Raw genomic sequence first — 23,630 nt, 5'->3', positions numbered from 1 at the left:
CGGCGAGCCATCTCCTGCTGAAAGGACCCTCTTGACCGGCATCGCCGACGATCCGGGCACCCGTGCCTGGCATCGCCCGCTGCACCACACGCGCGCGGGCGAACTCGACCCCGACACCGCCCAGACCAAGGGCATGCAGCGCTTCGAGGCGCTTTCACAGCGCCACGGCGGCACCGAGCAGCTGTGGCTCGGCGAGAACCACGTGGGCGCGAACATGAACTCGGGCGACCACCACCACGGCGCCGCCGAGACCGGCATCTACGTCGTCTCCGGCCACCCGGTGTTCGTCTTCCTCGAAGACGGCGAGGAGCGCCGGATCGAGGCCGGCCCGGGCGACTACGTGTTCGTCCCGCCCTACGTCCCGCACCGCGAGGAGAACCCGCACGACGAGCCGGCCGTGGTCGTGCTCGCCCGCAACCGCCAGGAGGGCATCGTCGTCAACCTCCCGAGCCTGGACGCACCGTCGTGAGCGTCGAGTTCATCGGGCACGTCTTCCCGCACGAGTTCTCCGAGACGATCGCCGCCACCGGGCCGTACATCCAGCCCGACTACCTGCGGGCGCTGGCGAAGGCCCACGAGGCGTCCGGGTTCGACAAGGTGCTGATCCCGCACTCGTCGTCGATGGCCGACGGCTTCATCCTCGCCGACCAGACGCTGGCCGCCACGGAGCGCCTCGGCGTCCTGCTCGCCCACCGGCCGGGGTTCGTCGCGCCGACGGTCGCGGCCCGCAAGTACGCGACGATCGACGCGTTCCACCCCGGCCGGATCGCGCTGCACACGATCACCGGCGGCGACGACGTCGATCAGGCCCGCGACGGCGACTGGCTCGACAAGCCCGCGCGCTACCGCCGCAGCGGCGAGTTCCTGTCAGTGGTCAAGCGGGAGTGGACGTCGGAGGCGCCCTTCGACCACGAGGGCGAGTTCTACCGCGTCAAGGGCGGGTGGTCCGCGGTGCGGACCGACCGCATCCCGGTCTACTTCGGCGGCGCTTCCGCTGACGCCGTGCGGGTCGCGGCCGAGCACGCCGACGTCTACGCGCTCTGGGGCGAGCCGCTCGCGGGCGTGCGCGAGCGGATCGAACAGGTGCAGTCGGCCGCCGCCGAGCACGGCCGCCGCCTGCGCTTCAGCGTCAGCCTGCGCCCGATCGTGGCCGCCACCGAGGAGGCCGCGTGGGAGCGCGCGCGGGAGATCCTGCGGGTGACCGAGGAGCGGGCGGGCGCGTTCACCAAGGGCTTCCCGACCCAGCGCAACGAGGGCTCCGAGCGGCTGCTGCGGTTCGCCGCCGACCGCGACGTCCACGACGACCGCCTGTTCACCGCGCTGGCCAAGGCGACCGGCGCCGCGGGCAACTCGACGGCGCTCGTTGGCACCCCGTCACAGGTCGCCGACGCGCTGTTGGCGTACGTCGACGCCGGCGCGAGCACGCTGCTGATCCGCGGCTACGAGCCGTACGACGACGCGGTCGCCTACGGCGAAGTGATCTCCCTGGTCCGCGAGCGGCTGCTGGTGCCCGCATGATCGAAGTGGTCGAGATCACCGACCCGGGCTGCATCTGGTCCTGGGGCAGCGTGGAGAAGATCGCGAAGCTGCGGGCGCTCCCCGGCCTGCGCTGGCGCCGCGTCTTCGGCGTGCCCGGTCGCCGGCCGGGCGGCCCGGAGGAGCAGCACGCGAACTGGCTCGAGGTGAGCGCGGTGACGGGCGCGCGGGTGGCCGACCGGCTCGAGTACGTGTCGTCGAACTCGCTGCCCGAGTCGCTCGCCGCCCGCGCGGCCGAGCGCCAAGGCCTCGGCGACCCCGTCCTGCAGCGCCTCCGCGAGGCGACGTTCCTCGAAGGCCGGCCCGCCGACAGCGTCCCGCGCATCCGCGAAGCGCTGGCGACCGTCTACGGCCTCGACCTCGACCGCCTGGTGCGCGACATGAACGGGGCGTCGATCGTCGCCTCGGTGCTGGCCGACAAGGCCGAGGCGCGCCGCCCGCCGCTGGACCTGATCGCGAGCGGCGTCGCGCGTCCCGACCACGGCGACGTCCGCTACCCGTTCCCGACGCTGATCATCGACGGCCGCGTCCTTGCGGGCTGGACGCCGTACGACGAGTACGTCGCGGCCCTCCCGGTGACGGCATGAGCACGACCGTGACCGAGGTCGACCTGCGCCGGGCGATGGGCCACTTCGCCACCGGCGTCACGATCGTCACCGCCGCGGGGAGCGACGGGCGCCGCCACGGGAGCACGGCCAATGCCGTCGCGTCGGTCTCGCTCGAGCCGCCGCTGGTGCTGGTCTGCCTGCGCGAGCAGTCGCTGACGCTGGCCGCGCTGCTGGACTCCGGGCGTTTCGCGGTGAACGTCCTGCACCAGCGTCAGCGTGAGCTCGCGCAGCGGTTCGCCCGCCGCGGCGCGACCTGGGACGACGTCGCGCACCGCGACGGCCTGCTCGACGGCGCGCTCGCGACGCTGGAGTGCGAGGTGCACGACGTCGCCGACGGCGGCGACCACCAGATCGTCGTCGGCCGCGTGCTGGCCGTCGAACACCGGGACGAGCCGCCGCTGCTCTTCTTCCGCGGCGCCTACACGGAGCTGCAGCCATGACCGCCGCGACAAACCTAAAGGGGCCTGACCCCTTTAGGTTGGCCGCCGTCATCGGCAGCGTCACGCCGCCCGGCCGCCTGCGGCGCGCGGTCGCCGAGGCGCTCGACCGCGCGGCCACTGAGACCACGCTGGTCGACCTCGCCGAGCACCCGTTGCCGTTCGCGGGCACCGGCACGCCTGACGCACCCGCACTGCACGCGATCGCGGACGCCGACGCCGTCCTGCTCGCCACCCCCATCTACCGCGGCACCTACACGGGCGCGCTCAAGAACCTCCTCGACCTGTTGCCCGTAGAGGCGCTGCAGGGCAAGGCGGTCGCGCTGGTCGCCATGGGCGCGACCGACCATCACTCGCTGGGTGCCGACTGGCACCTGCGCGACGTGCTCGCCTGGTTCGGTGCCGTCGTGGCGCCGACCGGCGTCTACCTCACCTCGCGCGACTTCGAGGACGGCGCGCCGTCCGAGCGCGCGGAGCGCACCCTCGACGAACTGCTTGCCGGGTTGTCCGCCCTGGCCGGCGCCCTTCCCACCCAGCTGGGCCCGCCCCCGCTGGCCGCCCGACCACGAACCGGAGCCTGAACCCATGCCAGTAGAGCTCATCGGCCTCATCGCCACCCAGGACGCCTCCGAGACGCGCCGCTCCGACGGCCCGTTGATCGACCGCGACTACGTCAAGCGCTTCGCGCTCGCCCACGAGGCCTCGGACTTCGACCGCGTGCTGATCGGCTACTCCTCCGCGTCGCCGGACAACCTCCAGGTCGCGGCCTACGCCGCCGCGCACACCGACCGGCTCGGCTATCTCGTCGCGCACCGGCCCGGCGTGACGTTCCCGACGGTCGCGGCGCGCGCCTTCGCCACGCTCGACCAGTTCGCTCAGGGCCGGATCGCGCTGCACACGATCACCGGCGGCTTCGACGCCGAGCAGCGCCGCGATGGCGACTACCTCTCAAAGGAGGACCGCTACGCCCGCACCCGCGAGTACCTGCAGATCCTCAAGCGCGCGTGGACCGAGGACGAGCCCTTCTCGCACAACGGCCGCTTCTACCAGTTCGCCGACTACGTCAGCCACGTCAAGCCGTTCCAGGAGCCGCGCATCCCGCTCTACTTCGGTGGTTCCTCCGACGAGGCGTACACGGTCGGCGCCGCCGAGGCGGACGTCTACGCGCTGTTCGCGCAGCCGCTCGCGTCGATCGCCGAGGAGATCGAGCGGATCAAGGCCGAGGCGGCGGCCGCCGGGCGCGACGAGCCGCCGCGCATCAGCGTCTCCTTCCGCCCGATCCTCGGCGCGACCGAGGAGGAGGCGTGGGAGCGCGCGCACCGCATCCTCGACGACACGAAGGCCAACGGCGGCGCGCCGATCAAGGGGTGGCGCGGCTTCGGCGACGGCCCGGCGACCGCGGGCTCCCAGCGCCAGCTCGACGCCGCCGCGCGCGGGGAGCGACACGACCGTGCGCTGTGGACCTCACTCGCGGCCGCGACCGGCGCGCTCGGCAACTCGACCGCGCTCGTCGGCACCGCCGAGACCGTCGCCGAGGCGCTGCTGGACTACGTCGACCTCGGCGTCAGCACGCTGCTGATTCGCGGCTATGACCCGTTCGACGACGCCGTCGACTACGGCCGCGAGCTGATCCCGCGCGTGCGCGCCGGGGTGCTCGAGCGCGAAGGGTCGCTGGCGTGAGGCGGCTCGTCGCACTGGCCGCGCTCGCGCTGGCCGTCGCCGCGTGCGGGTCGGCTTCGAGCGAGAACACCGCCGCGGTCAAGGGCACGCCCGCCGAGGGCGGCACGCTGCGCTGGGCGATCAACGCCAACGCGTCGTGGGACCCGGTCACCTCGGCCGCAGGCAACGAGGTCCGCCACCTCGGCCTGGTCTACGCCGCGCTGGTGCAGATCGACGAGAAGGGCGACGCGACGCCGGGCCTGGCCGCGTCCTGGACGTTCAAGGACGACGGCCTCGCGCTCGTGTTCAAGCTCAAGCCGGACATCGTCTTCAGCGACGGGGCGAAGCTCGACGCGACGGTGGTCAAGCGCAACCTCGAGCGGGCCAAGGACCAGCCCGGCTCGGTGCTCACGCAGCTGCTGGACTCGGTCAAGTCCGTCGACGTCGTCGACCCGTTGACCGTGCGGCTGAACCTCGCCTACAAGGACTACGGGCTCCCGCTCGTGCTCGGCGGCAAGGCCGGGATGCAGGTCAGCCCGAAGGCGCTCGACGGCGACATCAAGCAGCTCCCGCGCAAGCCCGTGGGCGCGGGGCCGTTCAAGCTGACCAACTTCATCCCCGACGGGTCCTCGACGCTGGTCAAGAACCCGAGCTACTGGGACGCGAAGGACATCCACCTCGACGGCGTCGAGCTGCGCTACCTCAACGACCCGCAGGCGATCCTCGCCGGGCTGCGCAGCGGCAGCATCGATCTCGCGAGCTCGGTCGGCAACCAGGTCGCGGCGGCCAAGCGGGCAGGCCTTCAGGTCGTGACGTTCCCGAGCCTGGGGGCGACGTCGATCGAGGTCAACGACGCGATCAAGCCCTACACCGACCACCGCGTGGCCGAGGCGATCAACTACGCCCTCGACCGCTCCGCACTGATCAAGCTGCAGAACGGCGGGCTCGGCGAGCCGTCCTTCCAGGCGTTCCCGAAGGGCTACGTGGGCTATAGCGAGGAGGTCGCGAACCTCTACCCGCACGACGTCGCCAAGGCCAAGCAGCTGCTCGCCGAGGCCGGGTACCCGAACGGGCTCGACATCGAGATCACGTACTTCGACGCGCAGGGCTACAAGGCGCTGACCGAGCAGATCCAGGCGCAGCTGGCGGAGGCCGGCATCCGCTCCAAGCTCAAGACGCTGCCGCTCGCGCAGGCCGCCGAGCGCGTGTACGTCAAGCACGACGTCGCGTTCAACCCGAACGGGATCGTCGGGCGCGAGTCGCCGCTGCAGATGCTCAACGTGCAGTACGGCGCCGAGGGCCTGCTCAACCCGGGCCGCAAGGCGAGCCCGGAGCTGACGAACGATCTCAAGGACGCCGCGCAGTACCCGCTCGACAGCGCCGAGTATCCGAAGGCGCTGCAGAAGGCGACGGCCCGGGCGGCGCGCGAGAGCGCGGTCGTGTTCCTGTACACGCAGCCGACCGTGTTCCTGGCGACCAAGCAGGTCAGCGGCCTGCGGCCGTACATCGTCGCGGCGCGGTTGGAGGGGGTGCGGCTCGCGAAATGAGACGTCTCGGCCGCACGCTGCTGCTGGGCGCGGTCCCGGTCGCGCTGATCAGCACCCTGATCGTGTTCGCGATGACCTACGCGGCGACCGCCAACCCGGCGGCGCAGAAGCTCGGCGACAACGCCAACGCGGCCGACATCGCCCGGCTCAACCATGAGTGGGGGCTCGACCGCGGCTTCCTCGAGCAGTACTGGTCGTGGCTGTCGGGCGCGGTGCACGGCGACTTCGGGGTGTCGTACTTCTCCGACATCCCGGTCGCCGAGAGCATCGGCCAGCGGCTGCCGGTCGACCTCTCGATCACGATCGTGGCGATCGTCGTCGCGCTCGTGCTGGGGTTCGCCTTCGGGATCGTCGCGGCGGTGCGCCGCGATGGGTGGGTCGATCGCGGCGTGACCGCGGTCTCCTCGGTGCTGGTGACGATCCCCGAGTTCTGGCTGGCGATCATGGCGATCGTCCTCTTCTCGGTCACGCTCGGCTGGCTCCCGTCGGGCGACTACACGCCGTTCACGCAGGACCCGGTCGGCTGGTTGCAGCACATGGCCCTGCCCGCGGGCTCGCTCGGGCTGACGGTCGCCGCGAGCGTCGCGCGCCAGTTGCGCACGTCGCTCGTCGCGACGCTCGACGAGGACTTCATCACGGGCGCTCGCGTGCGGGGGTTGTCGCCCCGGCGGGTGCTGTTCGCCCACGCGCTGCGCAACGCGTCGGCGCCGGCGGTCGCGGTGCTCGGGCTGGCGGTGCCGACGCTGCTGGGCGGCGCGGTGATCGCCGAGTCGATCTTCGGGCTCTCAGGGCTCGGGCAACTTGCTCTGAACGGCGCGACCAACCACGACATCCCGGTCATCCAGGGCGTGCTCGTGGTGACGATCGCCATCGTGCTCGTCTCCAACCTGGTCGTCGATGGGCTGCTCGGCTGGCTGCGGCCCGCGACGCGGAGGGCGCTCTGAATGTATTCACGGATCGCGCTGCTCGTGCTCGTGCTGGTGCTGGTCGTCGCGGTGTTCGGTGGCGCGCTGGCGCCGGACGACCCGCTCGGCCAGAACGCCGACGCGACGTTCGCCTCCGCAGGGACGGCCGGGCACCTGCTGGGAACCGACTACAACGGCCGCGACGTCCTGTCGCGGCTGCTCGCGGGCGCGGGGCCATCCGTGCTCAGCGCGCTGGCGATGGTCGGCGTCGGGCTCGCGCTCGGCGCCGTCCCCGGAGTGGTCTCGGCGTTCTCCGGGCGCGGCACGGAGTTCGCGTTGCAGCGCTTCACCGACTCGCTGATGAGCTTGCCGCCGATCGTCTTTGCGATCGCCGTCGCCGGGCTCTTCACGGACGGCCTGACCGCCGCGATCATCGCCATCGGCGTGCTGCTCGCGCCGCGCTTCTTCCGCGTCTCGCGCGCCGAGACGCTGGGGTTCGCGCAGACCCAGTACGTGGAGGCGGCGCGGCTGTTCGGCGCGTCGCGCTGGTGGATCATCCGCCGGCATATCTGGCGCAAGGTGCTGCCGACGATCGCGGTCACGATCGCCACGTCGGCCGGGTTCGCCGTGCTGGCGGCGGCGAGCCTCGGGTTCCTGGGGCTCGGCGTGCAGGCGCCGAACCCGACGTGGGGCGGCATGCTCGCCTCCAACGTCGAGTACCTCGCCGACGACACGGTCGGGCCGCTGTGGCCCGGGCTGTTCATCGGCTTGACGGTGTGGTCTTTGAACGCGCTGGCCGACGGTCTGCGCGACCGGCTGAGGGTGGTGAGCGATGCTGCTTGAGGTCTCAGGCCTGCGCGTGTCCGCTGCCGCGCGGGAGGTCGTGCATGGCGTCGACCTGCACGTCGCGCGCGGCGAGGCCCTCGGGCTCGTCGGCGAGTCCGGCAGCGGCAAGACGCTGACGTGCCGGGCGATCCTCGGCGTCCTGCCCGGGGCGTGCGCGGTGTCGGCGGGGACGATCGCGTTCGACGGCGTCGACCTCGTGCGACTCGACGCGCGTGGCTGGCGCGCGCTGCGCTCCACCCGGATCGGTGCGGTCTTCCAGGATCCGGCTTCGTATCTGAACCCGTCGCTGCCGGTCGGGCGTCAACTCGGCGAGGTGCTTCGGGTCAAGGGCGAGCTGTCGCGGCGGGTGGCCCGGGAGCGGGTGGTCGCGTGGTTCGAGGCCGTCGGCCTGCGGGCGGCGGTGCGCCGCCAGATCCCGTCGGAGCTCTCCGGCGGGATGCAGCAGCGGGTGATGATCGCGATCGCCCTCGCCTGCGAGCCTGACCTTTTGGTCGCCGACGAGCCGACGTCCTCGCTGGACGTCAAGACCCAGGCGGAGATCGTCGCGCTGCTGCAGGACCTGCGCGGGCGGCTCGGACTCTCGCTGCTGTTCGTCTCGCACGACCTCGCGGTGGTCGACGAGCTGTGCGACCGCGTGGCCGTGTTCCACGCCGGCGAGATCGTGGAGACGAGGGGAGGCGAGCGCGATGCCGTCGCTGCTTGACGTGCAGGGCCTGAGGGTCTCGTACGGCGCCGCCGAGGTCCTGCGCGGCGTCGACCTGACCGTCGGGGCCGGCGAGATCGTCGCCGTGATCGGCGAGACCGGGTCCGGCAAGACCACGCTCGCGCGGTCGATCGTCGGGCTGGTGCGACCGTCGGCGGGGCGGGTGCTCTTCGAAGACACCGACCTCACCGGCTTGGGCGACGGGCGCCGGCGTCGCGCGTTCCGCCGGACCGGCGCGGTGCAGCTGGTCTTCCAGGACCCGCTGCGCTCGCTGGACCCGGGGGTGCGCGTCGAGGAGACGGTGACCGAGGGGCTCGCGATCCGCGGGCGGTTGAGCGCGACGGTGCGGCGGGCGGAGGCCGCGCGTGCGCTCGCGCTCGTCGGTCTCGGTGACGAGCTGTTGGCGCGGGTTCCGGGCGACCTGTCGGGCGGGCAGCGCCAGCGGGTCGCGATCGCCCGCGCGATCGTCGGCCGGCCGCGGCTGATCCTGCTGGACGAGCCCGTGAGCGCGTTGGACGCGGGCAACCGCGGCGCGGTGCTGCGGATGCTCGGCGAGTTGCGGGACGAGCTCGGCGTGGCGCTCGTGATCATCTCCCACGACCTCGCTTCGCTCGCGGGGATCGTCGACCGCGTGGTCGTGCTCTACCAGGGCGAGGTCGTCGAGCAGGGTGCGGCTTCGGACGTGTTCTCGGCGCCGGAGCACGAGTACACGCGGCTGCTGCTGGCCGCGGCGCGCTTCGCGGTGCCGGCGTGACGCGGCCCGTCGTCATCGCGGTCGCGTCCGCGGCGGAGGCGCGCCGATTCGCCGCGCGGCACGAACTCGACTACGTCGAAGTGGTGCACCTCGCGGGCTCCGAGCTCCCCACGCGCCACGGCGCGTTCCGGGTGGAGGCGTTCGCGACGCTCGCGCGGCCGGACGTGCACCACCTGGCGCTGGTGCACGGCGACGTGCGGGCGGGCGCGCCGACGGTACGCGTGCACGCGGCGTGCCCGCTGGGCGAGCGCTTCGGGTCGCTGCTCTGCGACTGCGCGGCGCGACTCGCGCGAGGGCTGGACGAGGTCGCGGCCGCCGAGTCCGGTGTCCTCGTCTACCTTCGCGGTCACGACGACCTGCTCGCCGGCGGGTGTGGGTCGATCGACGAGACCGCCGCCACGGCGATCCTGAATGCCCTCGGCGTCGACGAGACCGCAGGATTCGAGAAGACAGGCTGACGACGCGTCTTTAGCTTCGTGGCCATGAAGACCGATGGGACCCGGATCGCATACGAGAGCCGCGGCGACGGTCCGCCGCTCATCCTCGTCGACGGCGCGCTGTGCTCGCGCGAGTTGGGGCCGAGCCCCAAGCTCGCACGTGCGCTGTCCGAGCAGTTCACCGTGATCACCTACGACCGGCGCGGACGCGGCGAGAGCGGCGACGGCGACGCGTATGCCGTGGAGCGCGAGATCGAGGACCTCGGCGGGCTGATCGAGGTCGCCGGCGGAACCGCTTTCGTGTGCGGCATCTCCTCGGGCGCGGTCCTGGCCCTCGACGCCGCCGCGGCCGGTCTTCCGATCACCGGGCTCGCGCTCTACGAGCCGCCGTTCATCGTCGACGACACCCGCCCGCCCATGCCCAGCGACTATGCCGACCAACTGCAGACACTGCTGGGCTCCGGCCGTCGCGGCGACGCCGTGCGCCTCTTCATGCGCAATGTCGGCATGCCCGCCGTGTTCGCCTCGCTGATGCGGTTCACGCCGGCGTGGGGCAAGCTCAAGCGCGTCGCCCACACCCTGCCCTACGACGCCGCCGTGATGGGCGACACCCAGTCCGGCCGCCCGCTCCCCGCCGAGCGCTGGCTCGACGCCGAGGTCAAGACCTTCGTGATCGTCGGCGGCAAGAGCCCGGCGTTCCTCCACAACGGCACCAAGATGCTCATCGACCAGCTCCCGGACGCCGAGCACCTCGTGCTCCCCGGTCAGACCCACATGGTCAAGGCCAATGTGCTCGCTCCGCTCCTGATCGACTGCTTCACCCGCGAGCCCGCGCACGCGACCGCTTGACGGCGCGCCGCGCTGCGCGGGAGGATCGGTTCGCCGTGACTGACGTCAACGACGTTCTCGACGCGATGGAGGACCGGGGCCGGGGCGTGCCCGGCTTCCGCCGCGCCCACGCGCGCGGCCTGGGGTTCCGTGGGCGGTTCGTCGCCACGCCCGAGGCGGCGCGGCTGACGACGGCCGAGCACCTGCAGGGCGGCCCGATCGAGACCGTCGTCCGGTTCTCCAACGGCGCGGTGAGCCCGTATACGCCGGACCGCAAGAGCGCGAAGGTCGGCAACGCGCTCGGGATGGCCGTCCGCTTCGCGTTGCCCTCCGGCGGCGTCACGACGTCGGCTGCTCTGAGCCTGAAGGTGTTCGCCGCCGGCACGCCGGAGGGCTTCCACGACCTGATCGTGGCCAACGCGCCCGCGCTGCCCGGCGGGCTGCCGAACCCGCTGCGGGTGGCGGCGTTCGTCGCTCGCCATCCCGACGGGTTCAAGGGCGTCGTCGACGCGGCGACGCTCAAGCCGACGCTGAGCTTCGCGACGACCCGCTTCAACGGCATGCACGCCTTCTACGCGGTCGACGCCGGCGGCGCTCGCCGGGCCTTCCGGTTCCGCTGGCTGCCCGTCGCCGGGGTCGCCGCGATGGCGCGTGAGAACGACGCGATGATCCCGCCGCAGTACCTCATGTCAGAGCTGCGACTGCGGGTCGAGCGCGGGCCGGTCGAATGGGATCTCGTCTTCCAACTCGCCGAGCCGGGCGATCCGACCGACGACGTCACGAAGCTGTGGCCGGAGGAGCGCACGCTCGTGACGGTGGGGCGGCTCACCGTCGATGGTGTGCATGCGGACCAAGACCTCGTCGACGGCTACGTCTTCGACCCGCTCAACCTGCCGCCGGGCATCGAGCCGTCGGCCGACCCGCTCCTGCACTTCCGGTCGAGCGCCTACAGCGAGTCCCACCGCCGCCGCACGAGCGAGCGACGGCCGCGGATCACCCCCGGTTGAGCTCGCCGACGATCAGCGGGAACCAGTCCTTGTCGGCGCGCTTGCCGAGGAACACGTCGAGGTGGCCGTAGCCGGGCACGACGTGCAACGAGTGACGTCCGGGGTCGAACCCCTCGAAGAACTCGAACGTGCGCTGTTGGCTGACCGGCAGGAAGCAGTTGTTCAAGCCGCCGGTGATGAAGGAGAAGCGCGCGTCGGTCTGCGGCCGCTGCGCGACGAAGTTCTCCGGCAACTCCGGCCGGCCCTCCACGCTGACGAGATGGCCGCGTTCGACGCACTCCGAGATCTGGCGGAAGAACGTCAGCGGCGCCGGGCCGAACTCGCCCTTGGTCCATTCGTGCGTCTCGGCCGTGAGCTGCTCGTGCGTCCACAGCGTCGGGTCGCCGGAGCCGAACATGAAGCTCGAGACCTTGCACACGCCGTTGTCGCAGTGGCGCCGTGACAGTTCGCAGTAGGCGGTGAGCAGCTTCGGCAGGACCCACGGCGCCCCGCTGCGACCCCACTGCGGGTCGAGGTAGCCGAGCAGCCGCGCCACGAGCGGCACGACGTAGGAGAGCTTGAACGCGGCCACCCGCGTCACCACGGGGTGCAGTGTCACCGCGCTGGCCACGACCGTGCGCACCTCGGGGATCAACCCCGCGCACGCGGACATGATGAAGCTGGTCGAGCCCTGGCAGTGCGTGATCGCCTGCAGTGAGTCCGCCCCGGTCTTCTCGAGGACCGTCCGGACGGCGAGCGGGTGGTCCAGCACGGCGGCCTGGTCGAGCGTCCACGTGTTGTGGGGCACGTCCATGCTGGCGCGCCAGTTCTCCATCCACACGTCGTAGCCGGCGTCGTGGAGCGCGTCGACGAGCGTGTACGGGTTCGGCGGGCGCCAGATCTCGTTGCGCACGCCGACGCCGTGGACGAGCATCACCGGGCCCTTGGTCGGCTCCTTCGGCCCGCGCACGTGGGTGATGAAGCACTTGACCCCGTCGGCGGTATGCAGGGGGAAGGTCTCGTCCGTGTGCGTCGCGCCGGTGGCCATGGCTCACCATAACTCCGTGCGGGATAACGTGCCGTGAGCGATGCGTCGCTCGCTCGTGTCCGAAGCCGACGTCCACTGCTCGACCGAGCGCGTCTTCGACACCATCCTGGACTTCGAAGGCCAGGCGCGGTGGCTCGGGAAGTCCTCGGCGTTTCGCGGCACGACCGCCGTCTCGTCGAACCCGGCCGTGCTCGGCACGACCTATCGCGAGCCGGGCCCGCTCGGCGTCCGCCACGGCGAGGTCACGGTGTGCGAGCGGCCCACCCGGATCACCTTCCACCACCCGATGACCTTGAAGCTGGGTCTCGGGACGATCGACGTGGTCGTCCACCTGACCCTGACGGCGCGGGGTGAATCGACCCACGTGCACCGGCTCGTCACGTTCGTCGTTCCGTGGCCGGTGAAGCTCGTCCAGCCGCTCGTGGTGCTCGGCTTCAGACGCGAGAACGCGCGCACCCTGCGCGCGTTGAAGGCCCACGCCGACGCGCTCGGCGCGGCGCGGACCTAGTCACCAGGCGGAGCCGGCCACGGCCTGGGCGTTCCGCGGCGCGAGCTCACGGACGACGGGCGTCGTGAACGCGTGCGAGACGGGACGGCGGCGGAGGGAGGTGGCGAGAAGGGTCATGGTCGGCTCTCTTCTTGTGTCCTAGTTGGACTTGCGGGAGCGGCGGCGAGCAGTGCGCTCGGCCTGGTATGCGGTGGCGTGGTGCAGATGGATCAGCGAGGGGTTCATGACACTGATCAATGTGTCACTCCGGCACGCTGTTTCTCAGGCGGCTGGCCCGTGTCTCGCCGGGGCTCACCCCGTCGCACACAGTGAGGATCCCGCCCCGCTCGCGGCGGCTACCCGCACCCCCGTGGGCGTTGACCGCGCCCGCACGCGGCGGGACACTTGTCCAATGGAGTGGCAGTCCGCCGATCAGGATCAGACCGGCAAGCCACCGCCCAGCCTGCCCGGGTCGGTCGTCACCCACCACGCGACGCCCGCGCCGCGCCCCGGTCTCAGGGCGGTTCACATCAACCCGGAGGTTGAGGAGCACATCCGCCGGCTCGACAACCCCGAGCAGCGCGACGAGTCCACCGTCGCCCTCAACCGGTTGATGCTCGACGAGCGCAACTACGCGCGGGTCGCGGCCGATCCCGCGCTGTTCGCGAAGCTGTATCACCGTGTCAAGCAGCCGGATCGGGCCAAGGTCGCGCAGTTCAGTCCGGACATCGCCGCCAAGCAGCAGGAGATCCACAGCACCTACGACCAGCTGCACCACATCCTCGCCCGCACGGGCACCGCGCGGGGCCTGGCGAACCAACCCCAGTACGCCCAGCAGATCGGGACCGAGGAGCGGTCGGTGATGACGGCGGAGACGGCTCGTGCCGTGCAGTTCGACGCGATCGCGAAGCTGATCGCCCTGCACGGCGGTAAGGAGGTGCGGATGCCGGTCTACACGCACCGCTTCGGGCCGATGCAGCAGAAGTCCGCGGATCCGGCGCGGACCGCCGCCGGCAACATGAACGCCATCCTCGGCTCGGCCGATCCGGGCGGCGCGAACATCCGCGTCACGCCCGCCGACCGCGGCCGCGGCGCGTACATCTCGACCGACAGCGACAACTTCTACGGTCCGCACGGCGTCACGCTCGATCCGCGCGACGTGCATCAGCTCCCGCTGTCGACCGAGAGCCTGGACAACCGCTGGGAGGTGTCCTCCGAGCGCACGAAGGAGGAACGCCACCAGTTCCGCGCCATGGGCAAGCCGATCCCCCTGACCAAGGACGGCGGGCCGGCGTACGCGTCGATCTTCGCCACGAGCTCGCCCGAGCGCGGTCGCCGCCTCCAGCAGACGCTCCAGCCGGGGCAGTTCACGCCCGGCGTCCTGCAGGACTCGATGCACGACACCCTGAAGGCCGTGCTCGACAAGGTCTCGCGGGGCACCGCGCAGTCGCGGCCGCAGCCACGTCCGGCGGTCGCGACCCCTGGCCTGCGCGAGCAGCCCGTGTCCAATGAGCAGGCGTTCATGACCCAATCGCTCGTGCAGGAGCTCAACGGTCTCTATGAGCCCCACGCATGGACCACGCAGTGGCGCGACAACCCGGACGCCCGGCTGATGAAGGGGATGTCGGATGCGCTGGACAAGATGAAGCTGCGCAAGCCTCCGGAACCGCCGAGCGACACCTCCAAGGACGACGAGTGGAACTGACGCCGATGTCCGGATAGCCGGACACCGGTGCCCGGGCGACCGGCCCGCTTGTCCGGTTCAGCGGTCTGTCTCGGGGCTCCGCGAGCCACGAGAGTGGTCGGCATGAGCACCTACGCAATCCCCCAAGCGCGCACCGGCGTCTTCGGTCGCGTGATGTCGCTGGTCGGCGTCGCCATCGCGTTCCTCGCCGCCGGCGCGGTCATCGGCCGCGACCTCGCGCTCGGCACCGCGCAGGCACTCGGCTTCGTCGCCATCGCGATGCTCTTCGCGCAGTCGTTCGTCGCCGGCCTGCGTCGCGGCGGGCTCGGTCTGACCTGGCTGTTCGCGCTCGCGTTGATCCTCGGCGTCAGCCTTGGGCCGATCCTGCAGACCTACGTGACCGCCGACCCTGACGCGGTCATCCAGGCCGCGGGCGCAACCGCGCTGACGACGCTCGCGATGGGTGCCTGGGGTCTCGCGACCTCCGCCGACCTGAGCCGCTGGATGCGCCCGCTCAGCTTCGTGATGCTCGGCCTGTTCGTCGTCAGCCTGCTCCTGCTGCTGTTCGGCGCCGCCGGCAACCCGCTGTTCAGCCTCGTCGTGATCGCCGTCTCCGCCGCCCTGCTCGTCGTCGACTTCAACTACGTGCGCAACCGCGCGGACGACGATGACGTGGTCTGGCTCGCGACCGGGATCTTCGTCTCGATCGTGAACCTGTTCCTGTCGTTCCTGAACCTCTTCGGGGGCCGCGGCTAGTGCCGCGGCCCCCGATGGCTCACGGGGTCGTGGTCGACAACGTGAACGTCAGCGTCTTGCTGTAGCTGCCCGTCCGGAGCGCGTCAGACGCGCCGATCTGCTGCTTGAACGTGATCGTCACCGGGTCGTTGGAGGCCGGAGCGGTCCACGACGACTTGGAGAACGTCACGTCGAGCGGCGACGGCAGCGCGAACGTGCCGTTCATCAGATACGCCGGGGTCGGGGCCACGGTCAGCGACGCGTCACCCGCGGAGGAGATCACGTTCGCCGTCGTGGTCGCCGTGTAGGTGCGCGCGACACCAGGCGTGAACGCGCCGAACGTGGCCGCCGCGCCGAGCGACAGCGACAGCGTCGGAGCGACGGAGCCGCCCGCGCTGCCCGGCGCCTCGACCTTCTGCCGCGTCACGCCGTTGCCGCCGAACTCGATCCAGTTGAGCAGGAACATGCTCTGCGTCGCGCCGCCGGTGACCTGGCGGAACACGAGGAAGAGCTCGTTCTTGCCCGCGATCGAGAGCGGGAACGTGAGGCTGTTCCACGTGGTGTTGGAACCGGTCGACGTCAAGTCCAGCGTCGCGGCGATCGGGCCGGTGGGCGACCCCGTCCGGACCTCGATCGCACCCAGCGGCGACCCGACCGTGCGTCCTGCCGTGTTGTCGGCGTAGCGGACCGTCACCGAGTCGATCTGGTGCAGGTTGAACGGACCGTTGAGCTGGATCCAGTCGTTGTTGGCCAGGCTCGAGCGATGGATGCCGGCGCCGCCGTCGGTGTTGTTGGCCGTGGCGGTGCCCGACTGGTTGACGACGTGCTCGACCTCTTGGCGCCGCTGGCGGATCTGGATCTGGCCGGTCGTCGTCAACGGCGGGACCCCAGCCGAGGAGCCCTTGTCGGTGTACACGGCGCTGATCACGCCGAACACGTTGCCGCCGTGCGACTGGTCGTTGGCATCGGTCGTGAAGTGACCGGTGCAGCCGTTGCGCGACTGCAGCTCGTGACCGTGCGTGTCATGGCCGAGGACGAAGGAGACCTTGATGTCGTTGCAGTCGATCGACGGGTCCTCCGGGTCGGTGACCGAGACCTTGTACTCGACCTCGTCGCCGAACGAGAACACGCCGCCGTCGGGCGGCCCGGTGACCGTGACGGTCGGGGACGTGTTGCCCGACGTGATGAGCGTGCTCGTCGAGGTCTTCTCGCCCGAGGAGTCGAGCACGGTCAGCTTGGCCGTGAACCGGCCGCGCAGCGTGTAGACGTGGGTCGGGTTGGGCTCGGTTGAGATCGGCGAGCCGTCGCCGAAGTCCCACTCGAAGCGGATCGAGTCGCCCGGATCCTCGTCCAGCGAGCCGACGCTCGAGAAGTTGACCGTCAGCGGCGACGCGCCGTCGGTCTTGTCCGTGGTCAGCACGGCCTTCGGCGGGCGCTTGCCCTTGACGTACTCCCACTTGTACATGCCGGCGTCCGGGCTGATGACGTTGAACCCGTTGCCGTAGGTCAGCAGGTAGAACGCGCCGTCCGCGCCCCACTGCATGTCCATCGGGTTGTCGCACTCGAACAGGAACGTGCCCGAGGCGGTGTTCGCGCGGCTGCCGCAGTCCAGGAAGCCGTTGATCTTCTGGATCTTGTTGTCGCCGTCGAGCTTCATCTCGCGCAGCGTGTCCTGCGTCCACTCGCCGAAGATGACCGAGTTGTCGTAGTACGGCGGGAACTTCTTCGGGTTCGGGTTCGCCGGGTTGTACTCGTACTTCGTCATGCCGTGCGGGCCGACGCCGCCCGTGTACAGCTCCGGGAACAGCCGCGGGCACTCGGTCGACGAGCCGGGCGCGATCGGCCCCGGCGTGGGCGCGTAGTAGGCCTGGCACGGCGTACCCAGCGGGTTCGTCGCGCGGTTGTCGTTGTACGAGTACCAGATGTCCGGATCCGTGACCGGCGGGACCTCGGTCAGGCCGGGCTCGACCGACGGGCCGCCCTCGAGGTTCCAGAGCGAGTCGTTGCGCTGCGTCGGCCCGTTGCACTCGTGCAGCTGCGGCGGGGAGTGCAGCGGCGTGCCCGCCGAGGTGGTGTTGGGCGCGAACTCGTGGAAGTTCCACTGGTAGTACGCGAGGTCGCGCTTGTAACACGTCGGCCAGCCATAGTTGGACGGCTTGCGGACGATCTCGTAGCGCCCGGTACCTGACGGGCCGCGCGAGCGCTGCTGCGAGCCCGCGTCCGGCGAGTAGTCGCTCACGTAGGCGACGTCGTTGGAGTCGACCTGGATCCGGAACGGGTTGCGGAAGCCCATCGCGTAGACCTCGGGCCGGGTCTTGGCCTGCGGCGCGCCGGCGACGAGCGGGTAGAGGTTGCCCGACGGGATCGTGTACGCGCCCGTGCCGGAGCCGAGGTCGGCCTTGTTGGCGTCGGCCGCCGTGATGGTGTCCTTGACCTTGATGCGCAGCACCTTGCCGCGCAGGTCGTTGGTGTTGAGCGCTGAGCGGCGGGAGTCGCCGGTCAGGCGCTGGTACCAGCCGCCGGCCTGCGCGGTCGTGGTGGCGACCGTGCCGCCGGTCAGGGCGGCGCCGTCGGCCGTGATCTGGGCCTGGTCGGCCTGCTGCTTGCCGCGGCGGAAGAACACGTTGACGTTCGCGGTCTGCACCGGGCCGCCGCTGGTCTGGATCTCGTCGGCCTCGATGTTCGAGAGCGCCTCGAGCGCTGCGTCGACCTGAGCGGCGGTGCTGTTGTACGCCAGCGGAGCCGTCGTCTGGCCGTCGTAGGTGAGCGTGAACGTGCCGCCGGTGGCGCCGGTGACGCGCACGGTCTGCTGCTCGTCGGTCTTCTGGCTGTTGAACGGGCCGTACCCGCCGGCGTTGATGCCGCCCGCGGGCGTGTCGTCGCCGGTGACCATCCACAGGTTGCCGTGCTTGTCGAAGTCGATGTCACCCGCGACGTGGCAGCACTCCTGCCGGTTCATCGGAACCTTGAGGATCTGCTGCTCGGTGCTGAAGTCGATCCGCGGACCGCTCGCGTCCTCGACGAACTTGAAGCGGCTGAGCTGGTGGTAGCCGACGTAGGGATCCCACGCGGTCTTGGATGCCGCGACGTTCGGCGGGTTCGTGGTCGGCGTGGTCTGGTCGACGATCTCGCCCGTGGAGAGCTTGACCCCCGTGACCCGCTGCGGCGAGTAGAACAGGTAGACCCACTTGTTGGTGGCGAAGTTCGCGTCGACCGCCGGGCCGTAGAGGCCGTCCTCACCCGCCGAGTAGATGCGTTGGGTCAGCGGCAGCGACGGGTCGGCGAAGTTGGCGATGACGCTGGTGGTGCCGGTGGTCGCGTCGTGCAGGCGCAGCGAGCCGAGGCGGTCGGTCTGGAGGATGCGGCCGTCCGGGAGCTGGTCGAAGCCGATCGGCTCCTGCAGGTTCGGCGGAGAGCCGATCTTCGTCTGCTGGTAGTTGCGCAGGACCGTGGCGCCGCAGTCGCTGTAGACCGGGTCGCTCGCGCCCGCCGCCCACGTGATCGCGCCCTTCAGGTGCGTCGTGAGCGTGGCGTCGAAGGCCTCTGCCGTGTTGCCGAGCGCGGTGTAGAAGCTGCGCCCGCCGCGGAAGTCCTTGCAGAAGGAGACGGGGTGATGCGCGCCCATCGTGCCGTTCGCGATCCCGTCGAGCGTGGCGCCCTGCGGCTGCGGGCCGAACGGGTCCTCGACGACCGTGGCCATGACATGGGACACGCCGCGGACGTTGGTCGTGAGGTTGTACCAGTGGTCGTTGCGATCCCAGTAGAGCGGGAGCGACTTGCTCGCGTCATGGACCCGGTCGAACACCTTCACCGTGCCGGTCTGCTGCACCGTCCGGCTCGACGCTCGCGTGCCGATGACGTCGGTCAGGAACTGCCAGGACGGATCGGTCTCGATCGCCGACCCGATCCCCACGAAGCCTCCGCCCTTGCGGAAGTACGCCTCGTAGTTCGCGCGTTGCGTGTCATTGAGCGGGCTCGCGACCCCCGTGTTCAGGAACACGACCGCCCGATAGGTCTCCAGGTTCGTGGGCGTGAACTCCGCACCCACGTTCGCGGGTGTGGGCGCGTTGACCGTGAACGCCCCTGATGACGCCGCGCTGTTGATCGCGGCCAGGCCCGCGGTCGTCAACGCGTCCTGCGTACTCGTGACCACGAGCACCTTCGGTGTCTCGACGGCTCGCGCCTGCGCTGTCGCCGGCGCCATCAGGGCAAGGCACAGCAACGCCATCCCGGCGTGTCTTCTCCCCATCATCCTCTCCTCCGCCACGTTTGTTGTGCGAGCCGCCAAACTACGCTCATGACACTCTCACGTCAACCTCAGAAAAGACCCGATGAATCGGCGGACCAGCCGCAAAATGTCCGCGGTTGACATTTCGGACATTCCCGAAATATCGTTCGTTGTATGAGCTCCCACACGCCCAGCGGCATCGCGCACTTCGACGTGCTCGGGCCCGAAGAAGAGGCCCTGCACGCGTTCTACTCGCAGGTGTTCGGCTGGAAGGTCGACCCCCAAGGTCCCGGCTACGCGCTCGTGCAGACGCCAGACGGCTCCCCGAACGGAGCCGTCGTGGAGGCCGAGCAGGCCGGCATCGTCGTGGGGATCGTGGTCTCCGATCTCGACGCCGCCGTCGCCGCCGCGCAAGCCAACGGCGGCCAGGTCGTGATGCCACCGACCGACAACGGCTGGGTCGTCAAGGCCCAGGTCACCGATCCCGCCGGGAACCTGCTCTCGCTGATCGGCGGCTGAACGCGTGGACGAGCGGGTGCTCGACGAGCGCCTCCGCGCGCTCGCCCACCCGGTCCGCCGTCAACTGGTCGCCGCGTGCAGCTTCGAGGCGCAGCCCGCCGGCACGCTCGTCGAGCTCACCGGCCTCGCTCCGGCCAGCGTGTCCGAGCACCTCAAGGTCCTGCGCAAGACGGGCCTGCTCGTGCTCGAGGCCCGCGGCCGCTTCCGGCTCTACACCGCCGACCCCGCGGTCGTGCGCGAGACGGTTGCAGCGCTCACTGCGTGGCTCGAAAGCGCGACGACCCGGTGACCGCCTAGAACGACAAAAGCCCCGCATCAAGCGGAGCTTCTGGGTCCTACGGGAGCGACGGGACTCGAACCCGCGACCTCCGGCGTGACAGGCCGGCGCTCTAACCAACTGAGCTACGCCCCCCGGGCGCCGGGAAATAGTAGCGCCCTACCGCCGGGCCCGAGCCGCGGGGTTCCGGCGCGTACCGCAACTTGGCGGTTCGCGCCGGTTTCACGGTGGCGTCAACCGATTTGAGCCCGGAGGTAGGGCAATGTCCAATGTAGTCGGAAAGTGCCGCATTTTGCCGCTCGCGGCAGCGATCGCCATCGGCCTGACAGGGACGGCGCAGGCGAAGCAGATCGACGGCACGCCGGGGAACGACAGCATTCGCGGGTCGAGGCAGGCCGACACGATCAACGGGCTCGCCGGCGACGACCGGATCGGGGCCGGGCGCGGGGCGGACGTCGTCAATGGCAACGAGGGCAACGACCGGATCTGGGGTGCGCGCGGGTTCGATCAGCTGCACGGCGGGATCGGCGACGACCGGATCTGGGGCGGTGACGGCAACGACACCGACTACGGCGAGGACGGCAACGACCTGATGGGCGGCGGGCACGGCGACGACAAGCAGTACGGCGGGCCGGGCAACGACACGATCTACGCGGGCCGCGGCCGCGACGAGAGCTGGGGCGAGGCGGGCGACGACACGCTGTGGGCGCTCGCGCGCGGGGACGTGCACGGCCGCAACGACATCCAGGGCGACGTGCTGCACGGCGGCGAGGGCAACGACACGTTCAAGACGCGCGACGGCGAGGCGGACGTGATCGACTGCGGGCCGGGCGTGGACACCGCGCTGCTCGATTTCAAGGACGTGATCGCCGACGCGACGGCGCAGAACCCGAACGGCAGTTGCGAGGTCGTCAACCGGCAGAAGCGGGCGAAGAAGGGCGAGGCCGAGACGGAGGACTCGACCCCGAACGCGCCGAGCAATGTCAGCGGGACTTGACGAGCCGGGAGTAGTCGCGCAGGCAGCAGGGTAGGCCTGGAGCCATGTACATCGGTGTAGGGACTCTGCTGGTCATCATCATCATCCTGCTGCTCATTTTCATTCTCTGAGCAGGGAATCTATGGGTAGCCCCACCGAATATTCGGTGGGGCGCCTCAGCCGCAGCGGGCGGGCGACGCCAATGACAGGGGCCCGCCGCGACGGCAGCCTTCGGCAGCATGTCAGTGCCGAAGAGAAACCTCGCCGCGCGCGCCGGGTACTGGAGCGCCAAGCACCGCAAGATCGCCATCGGAGGCTGGTTGGCCTTCGTCGTCATCGCGTTCGTCCTGGGTGGCGCGATCGGCACCAACACCCTGTCCGACGATGACTCCGGCAACGGGTCGTCACGCGTCGCCGACAAGGCGATCACCGCCGCCGACTTCCCGGACAAGGCGGACGAGCAGGTCCTCGTTCAAAGCCGCGACGGCAAGCTGAAGGTCTCAGACCCGAAGTTCCAGACCGCGGTCTCCGGCGTCGTCAAGGAGCTCAAGGGCGCAAAGGACGTGATCGACGTCCAGTCGCCGCTCGCCAAGGGCAACGAAGGCCAGGTCTCCAAGGACGGCCGCTCCGCGCTCGTCACCTTCTCCATCCCGGGGGACGAGGATCTCGACGCCAAGGTCGTTCCATCGTTGAACGCCACCGCGGCGGCACAGCGAGCACATCCTGACCTGCGGATCGAGCAGTTCGGCGACGCCTCCGCGGACAAGGCACTCGGCGCCTCCCTCGACGACGACTTCAAGCGGGCCGAGTTCCTCAGCCTCCCGATCACGCTGATCATCCTGATCGTCGCGTTCGGCGCGCTCGTCGCGGCGGGCGTCCCGCTGCTGCTGGCGATCACGGCGGTCATCGGCACGCTCGGCCTCGTCGGCCCGATCTCCCAGATCGTCCCGATGGAGGACTCCGCGAACAGCGTGATCCTCCTGATCGGTCTTGCCGTGGGCGTGGACTACTCGATGTTCTACCTCCGCCGCAAGATGGAGGAGCGGGATGCGGGTAGATCGAGCGAGGCCGCGCTGGAGTTCGCCGCCGCCACCTCAGGCAAGGCGGTCCTGATCTCCGGCCTGACCGTGATGATCGCCATGGGCGGCATGTTCCTGGCCGGCAACGCGGTCTTCACCTCCTTCGCCGTCGGCACGATGCTGGTCGTCGCCGTGGCGATGCTCGGCAGCGTGACGGTCCTGCCCGCAGTGCTCTCGAAGCTCGGGGACAAGGTCGAGAAGGGCCGCGTGCCCTACTTCGGCCGGCTGCGCCACCGCAACCACGGCGAGTCGCGGGTCTGGGGCTTCGTCATCGACAAGGCGCTCGCGCGCCCGGTCGTCAGCGTCATCGCCGCGGGCGGCATCCTCGTCGTCCTCGCGCTCCCCGCGCTGAACATGAAGACGGTCAACCCCGGCACCGCCGGCCTGCCGCACGACCTGCCGATCATGCAGACCTACGAGCGCATCCAGTCCGCGTTCCCGGGCGGTCCGCTGCCCGCGCTGGCGGTCGTCCAGGCCAAGGACGTCACCAAGCCGGACGTCCAGAAGGGCATCGAGGAGCTCAAGGCCACGGCCACCGGGCCCACGTCCGTCCTCGTCGCTCCGAACAAGCAGGTCGCGATCGTCAGCATCCCGCTGCCGGGCAACGGCACCGACGAGACCTCCGATGCGGCGCTCGTGAAGCTCCGCGACACGACCATCCCCGCCACGATCGGCAAGGTGAAGGGCACGGAGACCAACGTGACCGGCATGACCGCCGGCTCGAAGGACTTCAACGACAAGATGAACAGCCGTCTGCCGATCGTCTTCGCGTTCGTGCTCGGCCTCGCGTTCATCCTGCTCCTGGTCACCTTCCGCAGCATCGTCGTGCCGCTGAAGGCGATCGTGCTGAACCTCCTCAGCGTGGGCGCGGCCTACGGCATCCTCACCTACGTCTTCCAGGACGGGCACTTCGAGTCGCTGCTGAACTTCCGCAGCGTCGGCGGCATCACGTCCTGGCTCCCGCTCTTCCTGTTCGTGATCCTGTTCGGCCTGAGCATGGACTACCACGTGTTCATCATCAGCCGCATCCGCGAGGCGGTCGACGGCGGGATGAGCACCGACAAGGCCGTCTCGCACGGCATCAAGGCCACGGCGGGCGTCGTCACGAGCGCCGCGGTCGTGATGGTCGCGGTCTTCGCGATCTTCGCCTCGCTGAGCATGATCGAGTTCAAGCAGATGGGCGTCGGCCTCGCCGTGGCCATCCTGCTGGACGCGACGCTGGTCCGCGCGGTGCTGCTCCCCGCCACGATGAAGCTGCTCGGGGAGCGCAATTGGTACCTCCCGCGGCAGCTGCACTGGTTGCCGAAGTGGGAACACGACAAGGCACCGGAGCCGATCCATGCCTAGCATC

23 protein-coding genes and 1 tRNA gene are annotated in these 23,630 nt (G+C 70.4%); 21 read left to right on the top strand and 3 right to left on the bottom strand.

Translation table 11 applies throughout. The features are described from left to right. The first annotated feature begins 40 nt into the window (after window positions 1-40). The 14 genes from G569_RS0107790 to G569_RS0107725 are packed head-to-tail and all read left to right on the top strand — an operon-like array spanning window position 41 to window position 11,267. Window positions 41-469, top strand: a complete 429-nt coding sequence (locus G569_RS0107790; RefSeq protein ID WP_028063000.1) for a cupin domain-containing protein — start codon at window positions 41-43, stop codon at window positions 467-469. Further along, window positions 466-1,518: an LLM class flavin-dependent oxidoreductase gene (locus G569_RS0107785; protein ID WP_028062999.1), complete on the top strand. Its 1,053-nt coding sequence runs from the start codon at window positions 466-468 to the stop codon at window positions 1,516-1,518. Before G569_RS0107790 ends, G569_RS0107785 begins: the two co-directional genes overlap by 4 nt. Further along, the gene (locus tag G569_RS57465; protein ID WP_053226013.1) at window positions 1,515-2,123 is read left to right on the top strand and encodes a DsbA family oxidoreductase; all 609 of its coding nucleotides are present in this window, start codon (window positions 1,515-1,517) and stop codon (window positions 2,121-2,123) included. Before G569_RS0107785 ends, G569_RS57465 begins: the two co-directional genes overlap by 4 nt. Next, on the top strand, window positions 2,120-2,584 hold the full coding sequence (locus G569_RS0107775) for a flavin reductase family protein (RefSeq protein WP_028062998.1): 465 nt from the start codon (window positions 2,120-2,122) through the stop codon (window positions 2,582-2,584). The genes G569_RS57465 and G569_RS0107775 overlap by 4 nt, the downstream gene beginning before the upstream one ends. After that, complete coding sequence (locus G569_RS46440) at window positions 2,581-3,162, top strand: NADPH-dependent FMN reductase (RefSeq protein ID WP_064750289.1); 582 nt, start codon at window positions 2,581-2,583, stop codon at window positions 3,160-3,162. Before G569_RS0107775 ends, G569_RS46440 begins: the two co-directional genes overlap by 4 nt. Before the next feature lie 4 nt (window positions 3,163-3,166). Continuing rightward, window positions 3,167-4,261 (top strand): LLM class flavin-dependent oxidoreductase, encoded by a 1,095-nt coding sequence (locus G569_RS0107765; RefSeq protein WP_028062997.1) that lies wholly within the window; start codon window positions 3,167-3,169, stop codon window positions 4,259-4,261. Beyond that, the gene (locus tag G569_RS46435) at window positions 4,258-5,787 is read left to right on the top strand and encodes an ABC transporter substrate-binding protein (protein ID WP_037495269.1); all 1,530 of its coding nucleotides are present in this window, start codon (window positions 4,258-4,260) and stop codon (window positions 5,785-5,787) included. The genes G569_RS0107765 and G569_RS46435 overlap by 4 nt, the downstream gene beginning before the upstream one ends. Further along, window positions 5,784-6,731, top strand: a complete 948-nt coding sequence (locus tag G569_RS46430) for an ABC transporter permease (RefSeq protein ID WP_053226011.1) — start codon at window positions 5,784-5,786, stop codon at window positions 6,729-6,731. The genes G569_RS46435 and G569_RS46430 overlap by 4 nt, the downstream gene beginning before the upstream one ends. Further along, window positions 6,732-7,535, top strand: coding sequence for an ABC transporter permease (locus G569_RS46425; protein WP_037495267.1), 804 nt, complete (start codon window positions 6,732-6,734; stop codon window positions 7,533-7,535). Then, window positions 7,525-8,241 carry an ABC transporter ATP-binding protein gene (locus G569_RS46420; RefSeq protein WP_037495480.1) on the top strand — a complete coding sequence of 239 codons (717 nt, stop codon included), beginning with the start codon at window positions 7,525-7,527 and terminating at the stop codon, window positions 8,239-8,241. Before G569_RS46425 ends, G569_RS46420 begins: the two co-directional genes overlap by 11 nt. After that, entirely contained in the window at window positions 8,225-8,995 is a 771-nt protein-coding gene (locus tag G569_RS46415) for an ABC transporter ATP-binding protein (protein WP_037495472.1), read from the top strand. The genes G569_RS46420 and G569_RS46415 overlap by 17 nt, the downstream gene beginning before the upstream one ends. After that, the gene (locus tag G569_RS0107735) at window positions 8,992-9,453 is read left to right on the top strand and encodes a GTP cyclohydrolase II (protein WP_028062996.1); all 462 of its coding nucleotides are present in this window, start codon (window positions 8,992-8,994) and stop codon (window positions 9,451-9,453) included. Before G569_RS46415 ends, G569_RS0107735 begins: the two co-directional genes overlap by 4 nt. A 24-nt stretch (window positions 9,454-9,477) precedes the next feature. After that, the gene (locus G569_RS0107730) at window positions 9,478-10,281 is read left to right on the top strand and encodes an alpha/beta fold hydrolase (protein ID WP_028062995.1); all 804 of its coding nucleotides are present in this window, start codon (window positions 9,478-9,480) and stop codon (window positions 10,279-10,281) included. A 35-nt stretch (window positions 10,282-10,316) separates the two neighbouring features. Next, complete coding sequence (locus G569_RS0107725; protein WP_028062994.1) at window positions 10,317-11,267, top strand: catalase family peroxidase; 951 nt, start codon at window positions 10,317-10,319, stop codon at window positions 11,265-11,267. On the opposite strand, the gene G569_RS0107720 is transcribed toward G569_RS0107725, so the two are convergent. Beyond that, a complete protein-coding gene (locus G569_RS0107720; protein WP_028062993.1) occupies window positions 11,254-12,294 on the bottom strand; it encodes an esterase/lipase family protein in 1,041 nt (346 codons plus the stop codon). The genes G569_RS0107725 and G569_RS0107720 overlap by 14 nt on opposite strands. Before the next feature lie 40 nt (window positions 12,295-12,334). Here G569_RS0107720 and G569_RS0107715 point away from each other — a divergent pair, with 40 nt between their 5' ends. The 3 genes from G569_RS0107715 (at window position 12,335) to G569_RS0107700 (ending at window position 15,221) form a co-directional block, all read left to right on the top strand. Beyond that, window positions 12,335-12,802: an SRPBCC family protein gene (locus G569_RS0107715; RefSeq protein WP_028062992.1), complete on the top strand. Its 468-nt coding sequence runs from the start codon at window positions 12,335-12,337 to the stop codon at window positions 12,800-12,802. Between the two features lie 391 nt (window positions 12,803-13,193). Then, window positions 13,194-14,486 (top strand): hypothetical protein, encoded by a 1,293-nt coding sequence (locus tag G569_RS0107705; RefSeq protein WP_028062991.1) that lies wholly within the window; start codon window positions 13,194-13,196, stop codon window positions 14,484-14,486. A gap of 102 nt (window positions 14,487-14,588) precedes the next feature. After that, window positions 14,589-15,221 (top strand): Bax inhibitor-1/YccA family protein, encoded by a 633-nt coding sequence (locus tag G569_RS0107700; protein ID WP_157591887.1) that lies wholly within the window; start codon window positions 14,589-14,591, stop codon window positions 15,219-15,221. Between the two features lie 19 nt (window positions 15,222-15,240). On the opposite strand, the gene G569_RS0107695 is transcribed toward G569_RS0107700, so the two are convergent. After that, window positions 15,241-19,449 (bottom strand): ThuA domain-containing protein, encoded by a 4,209-nt coding sequence (locus G569_RS0107695; protein ID WP_169542094.1) that lies wholly within the window; start codon window positions 19,447-19,449, stop codon window positions 15,241-15,243. Between the two features lie 153 nt (window positions 19,450-19,602). Here G569_RS0107695 and G569_RS0107690 point away from each other — a divergent pair, with 153 nt between their 5' ends. Both G569_RS0107690 and G569_RS46410 read left to right on the top strand, forming a co-directional pair. After that, a complete protein-coding gene (locus G569_RS0107690) occupies window positions 19,603-19,947 on the top strand; it encodes a VOC family protein (RefSeq protein ID WP_028062988.1) in 345 nt (114 codons plus the stop codon). A gap of 4 nt (window positions 19,948-19,951) precedes the next feature. Beyond that, window positions 19,952-20,236 carry an ArsR/SmtB family transcription factor gene (locus G569_RS46410; RefSeq protein WP_053226010.1) on the top strand — a complete coding sequence of 95 codons (285 nt, stop codon included), beginning with the start codon at window positions 19,952-19,954 and terminating at the stop codon, window positions 20,234-20,236. Between the two features lie 49 nt (window positions 20,237-20,285). Here the strand turns inward: G569_RS46410 and G569_RS0107680 are convergent. Then, a tRNA-Asp gene (locus G569_RS0107680) sits at window positions 20,286-20,359 on the bottom strand. 157 nt (window positions 20,360-20,516) lie between these two features. On the opposite strand from G569_RS0107680, the gene G569_RS46405 reads away from it, so the two are divergent. Both G569_RS46405 and G569_RS0107670 read left to right on the top strand, forming a co-directional pair. Beyond that, window positions 20,517-21,221, top strand: coding sequence for a calcium-binding protein (locus G569_RS46405; RefSeq protein WP_053226009.1), 705 nt, complete (start codon window positions 20,517-20,519; stop codon window positions 21,219-21,221). Between the two features lie 218 nt (window positions 21,222-21,439). Then, the gene (locus G569_RS0107670) at window positions 21,440-23,626 is read left to right on the top strand and encodes an MMPL family transporter (protein ID WP_028062987.1); all 2,187 of its coding nucleotides are present in this window, start codon (window positions 21,440-21,442) and stop codon (window positions 23,624-23,626) included. The last annotated feature ends 4 nt before the right edge of the window (window positions 23,627-23,630 follow it).

Source organism: Solirubrobacter soli DSM 22325 (assembly GCF_000423665.1).
Classification (GTDB): Bacteria; Actinomycetota; Thermoleophilia; order Solirubrobacterales; family Solirubrobacteraceae; genus Solirubrobacter; species Solirubrobacter soli.
This window is presented reverse-complemented; position numbering and strand designations above follow the sequence as displayed.

Bases quoted from the DNA above. Each gene is read 5' to 3' on its own strand.
- G569_RS0107775 (WP_028062998.1), top strand. From the start codon at position 2,120: ATGAGCACGACCGTGACCGAGGTCGACCTGCGCCGGGCGATGGGCCAC.
- G569_RS46430 (WP_053226011.1), top strand. From the start codon at position 5,784: ATGAGACGTCTCGGCCGCACGCTGCTGCTGGGCGCGGTCCCGGTCGCG.
- G569_RS0107730 (WP_028062995.1), top strand. From the start codon at position 9,478: ATGAAGACCGATGGGACCCGGATCGCATACGAGAGCCGCGGCGACGGT.
- G569_RS0107715 (WP_028062992.1), top strand. From the start codon at position 12,335: ATGCGTCGCTCGCTCGTGTCCGAAGCCGACGTCCACTGCTCGACCGAG.
- G569_RS0107695 (WP_169542094.1), bottom strand. From the start codon at position 19,449: ATGGGGAGAAGACACGCCGGGATGGCGTTGCTGTGCCTTGCCCTGATG.
- G569_RS46415 (WP_037495472.1), top strand. From the start codon at position 8,225: ATGCCGTCGCTGCTTGACGTGCAGGGCCTGAGGGTCTCGTACGGCGCC.
- G569_RS46425 (WP_037495267.1), top strand. From the start codon at position 6,732: ATGTATTCACGGATCGCGCTGCTCGTGCTCGTGCTGGTGCTGGTCGTC.
- G569_RS0107690 (WP_028062988.1), top strand. From the start codon at position 19,603: ATGAGCTCCCACACGCCCAGCGGCATCGCGCACTTCGACGTGCTCGGG.
- G569_RS0107700 (WP_157591887.1), top strand. From the start codon at position 14,589: ATGAGCACCTACGCAATCCCCCAAGCGCGCACCGGCGTCTTCGGTCGC.
- G569_RS46420 (WP_037495480.1), top strand. From the start codon at position 7,525: ATGCTGCTTGAGGTCTCAGGCCTGCGCGTGTCCGCTGCCGCGCGGGAG.
- G569_RS0107765 (WP_028062997.1), top strand. From the start codon at position 3,167: ATGCCAGTAGAGCTCATCGGCCTCATCGCCACCCAGGACGCCTCCGAG.
- G569_RS0107705 (WP_028062991.1), top strand. From the start codon at position 13,194: ATGGAGTGGCAGTCCGCCGATCAGGATCAGACCGGCAAGCCACCGCCC.
- G569_RS0107720 (WP_028062993.1), bottom strand. From the start codon at position 12,294: ATGGCCACCGGCGCGACGCACACGGACGAGACCTTCCCCCTGCATACC.
- G569_RS0107670 (WP_028062987.1), top strand. From the start codon at position 21,440: ATGTCAGTGCCGAAGAGAAACCTCGCCGCGCGCGCCGGGTACTGGAGC.
- G569_RS57465 (WP_053226013.1), top strand. From the start codon at position 1,515: ATGATCGAAGTGGTCGAGATCACCGACCCGGGCTGCATCTGGTCCTGG.
- G569_RS46440 (WP_064750289.1), top strand. From the start codon at position 2,581: ATGACCGCCGCGACAAACCTAAAGGGGCCTGACCCCTTTAGGTTGGCC.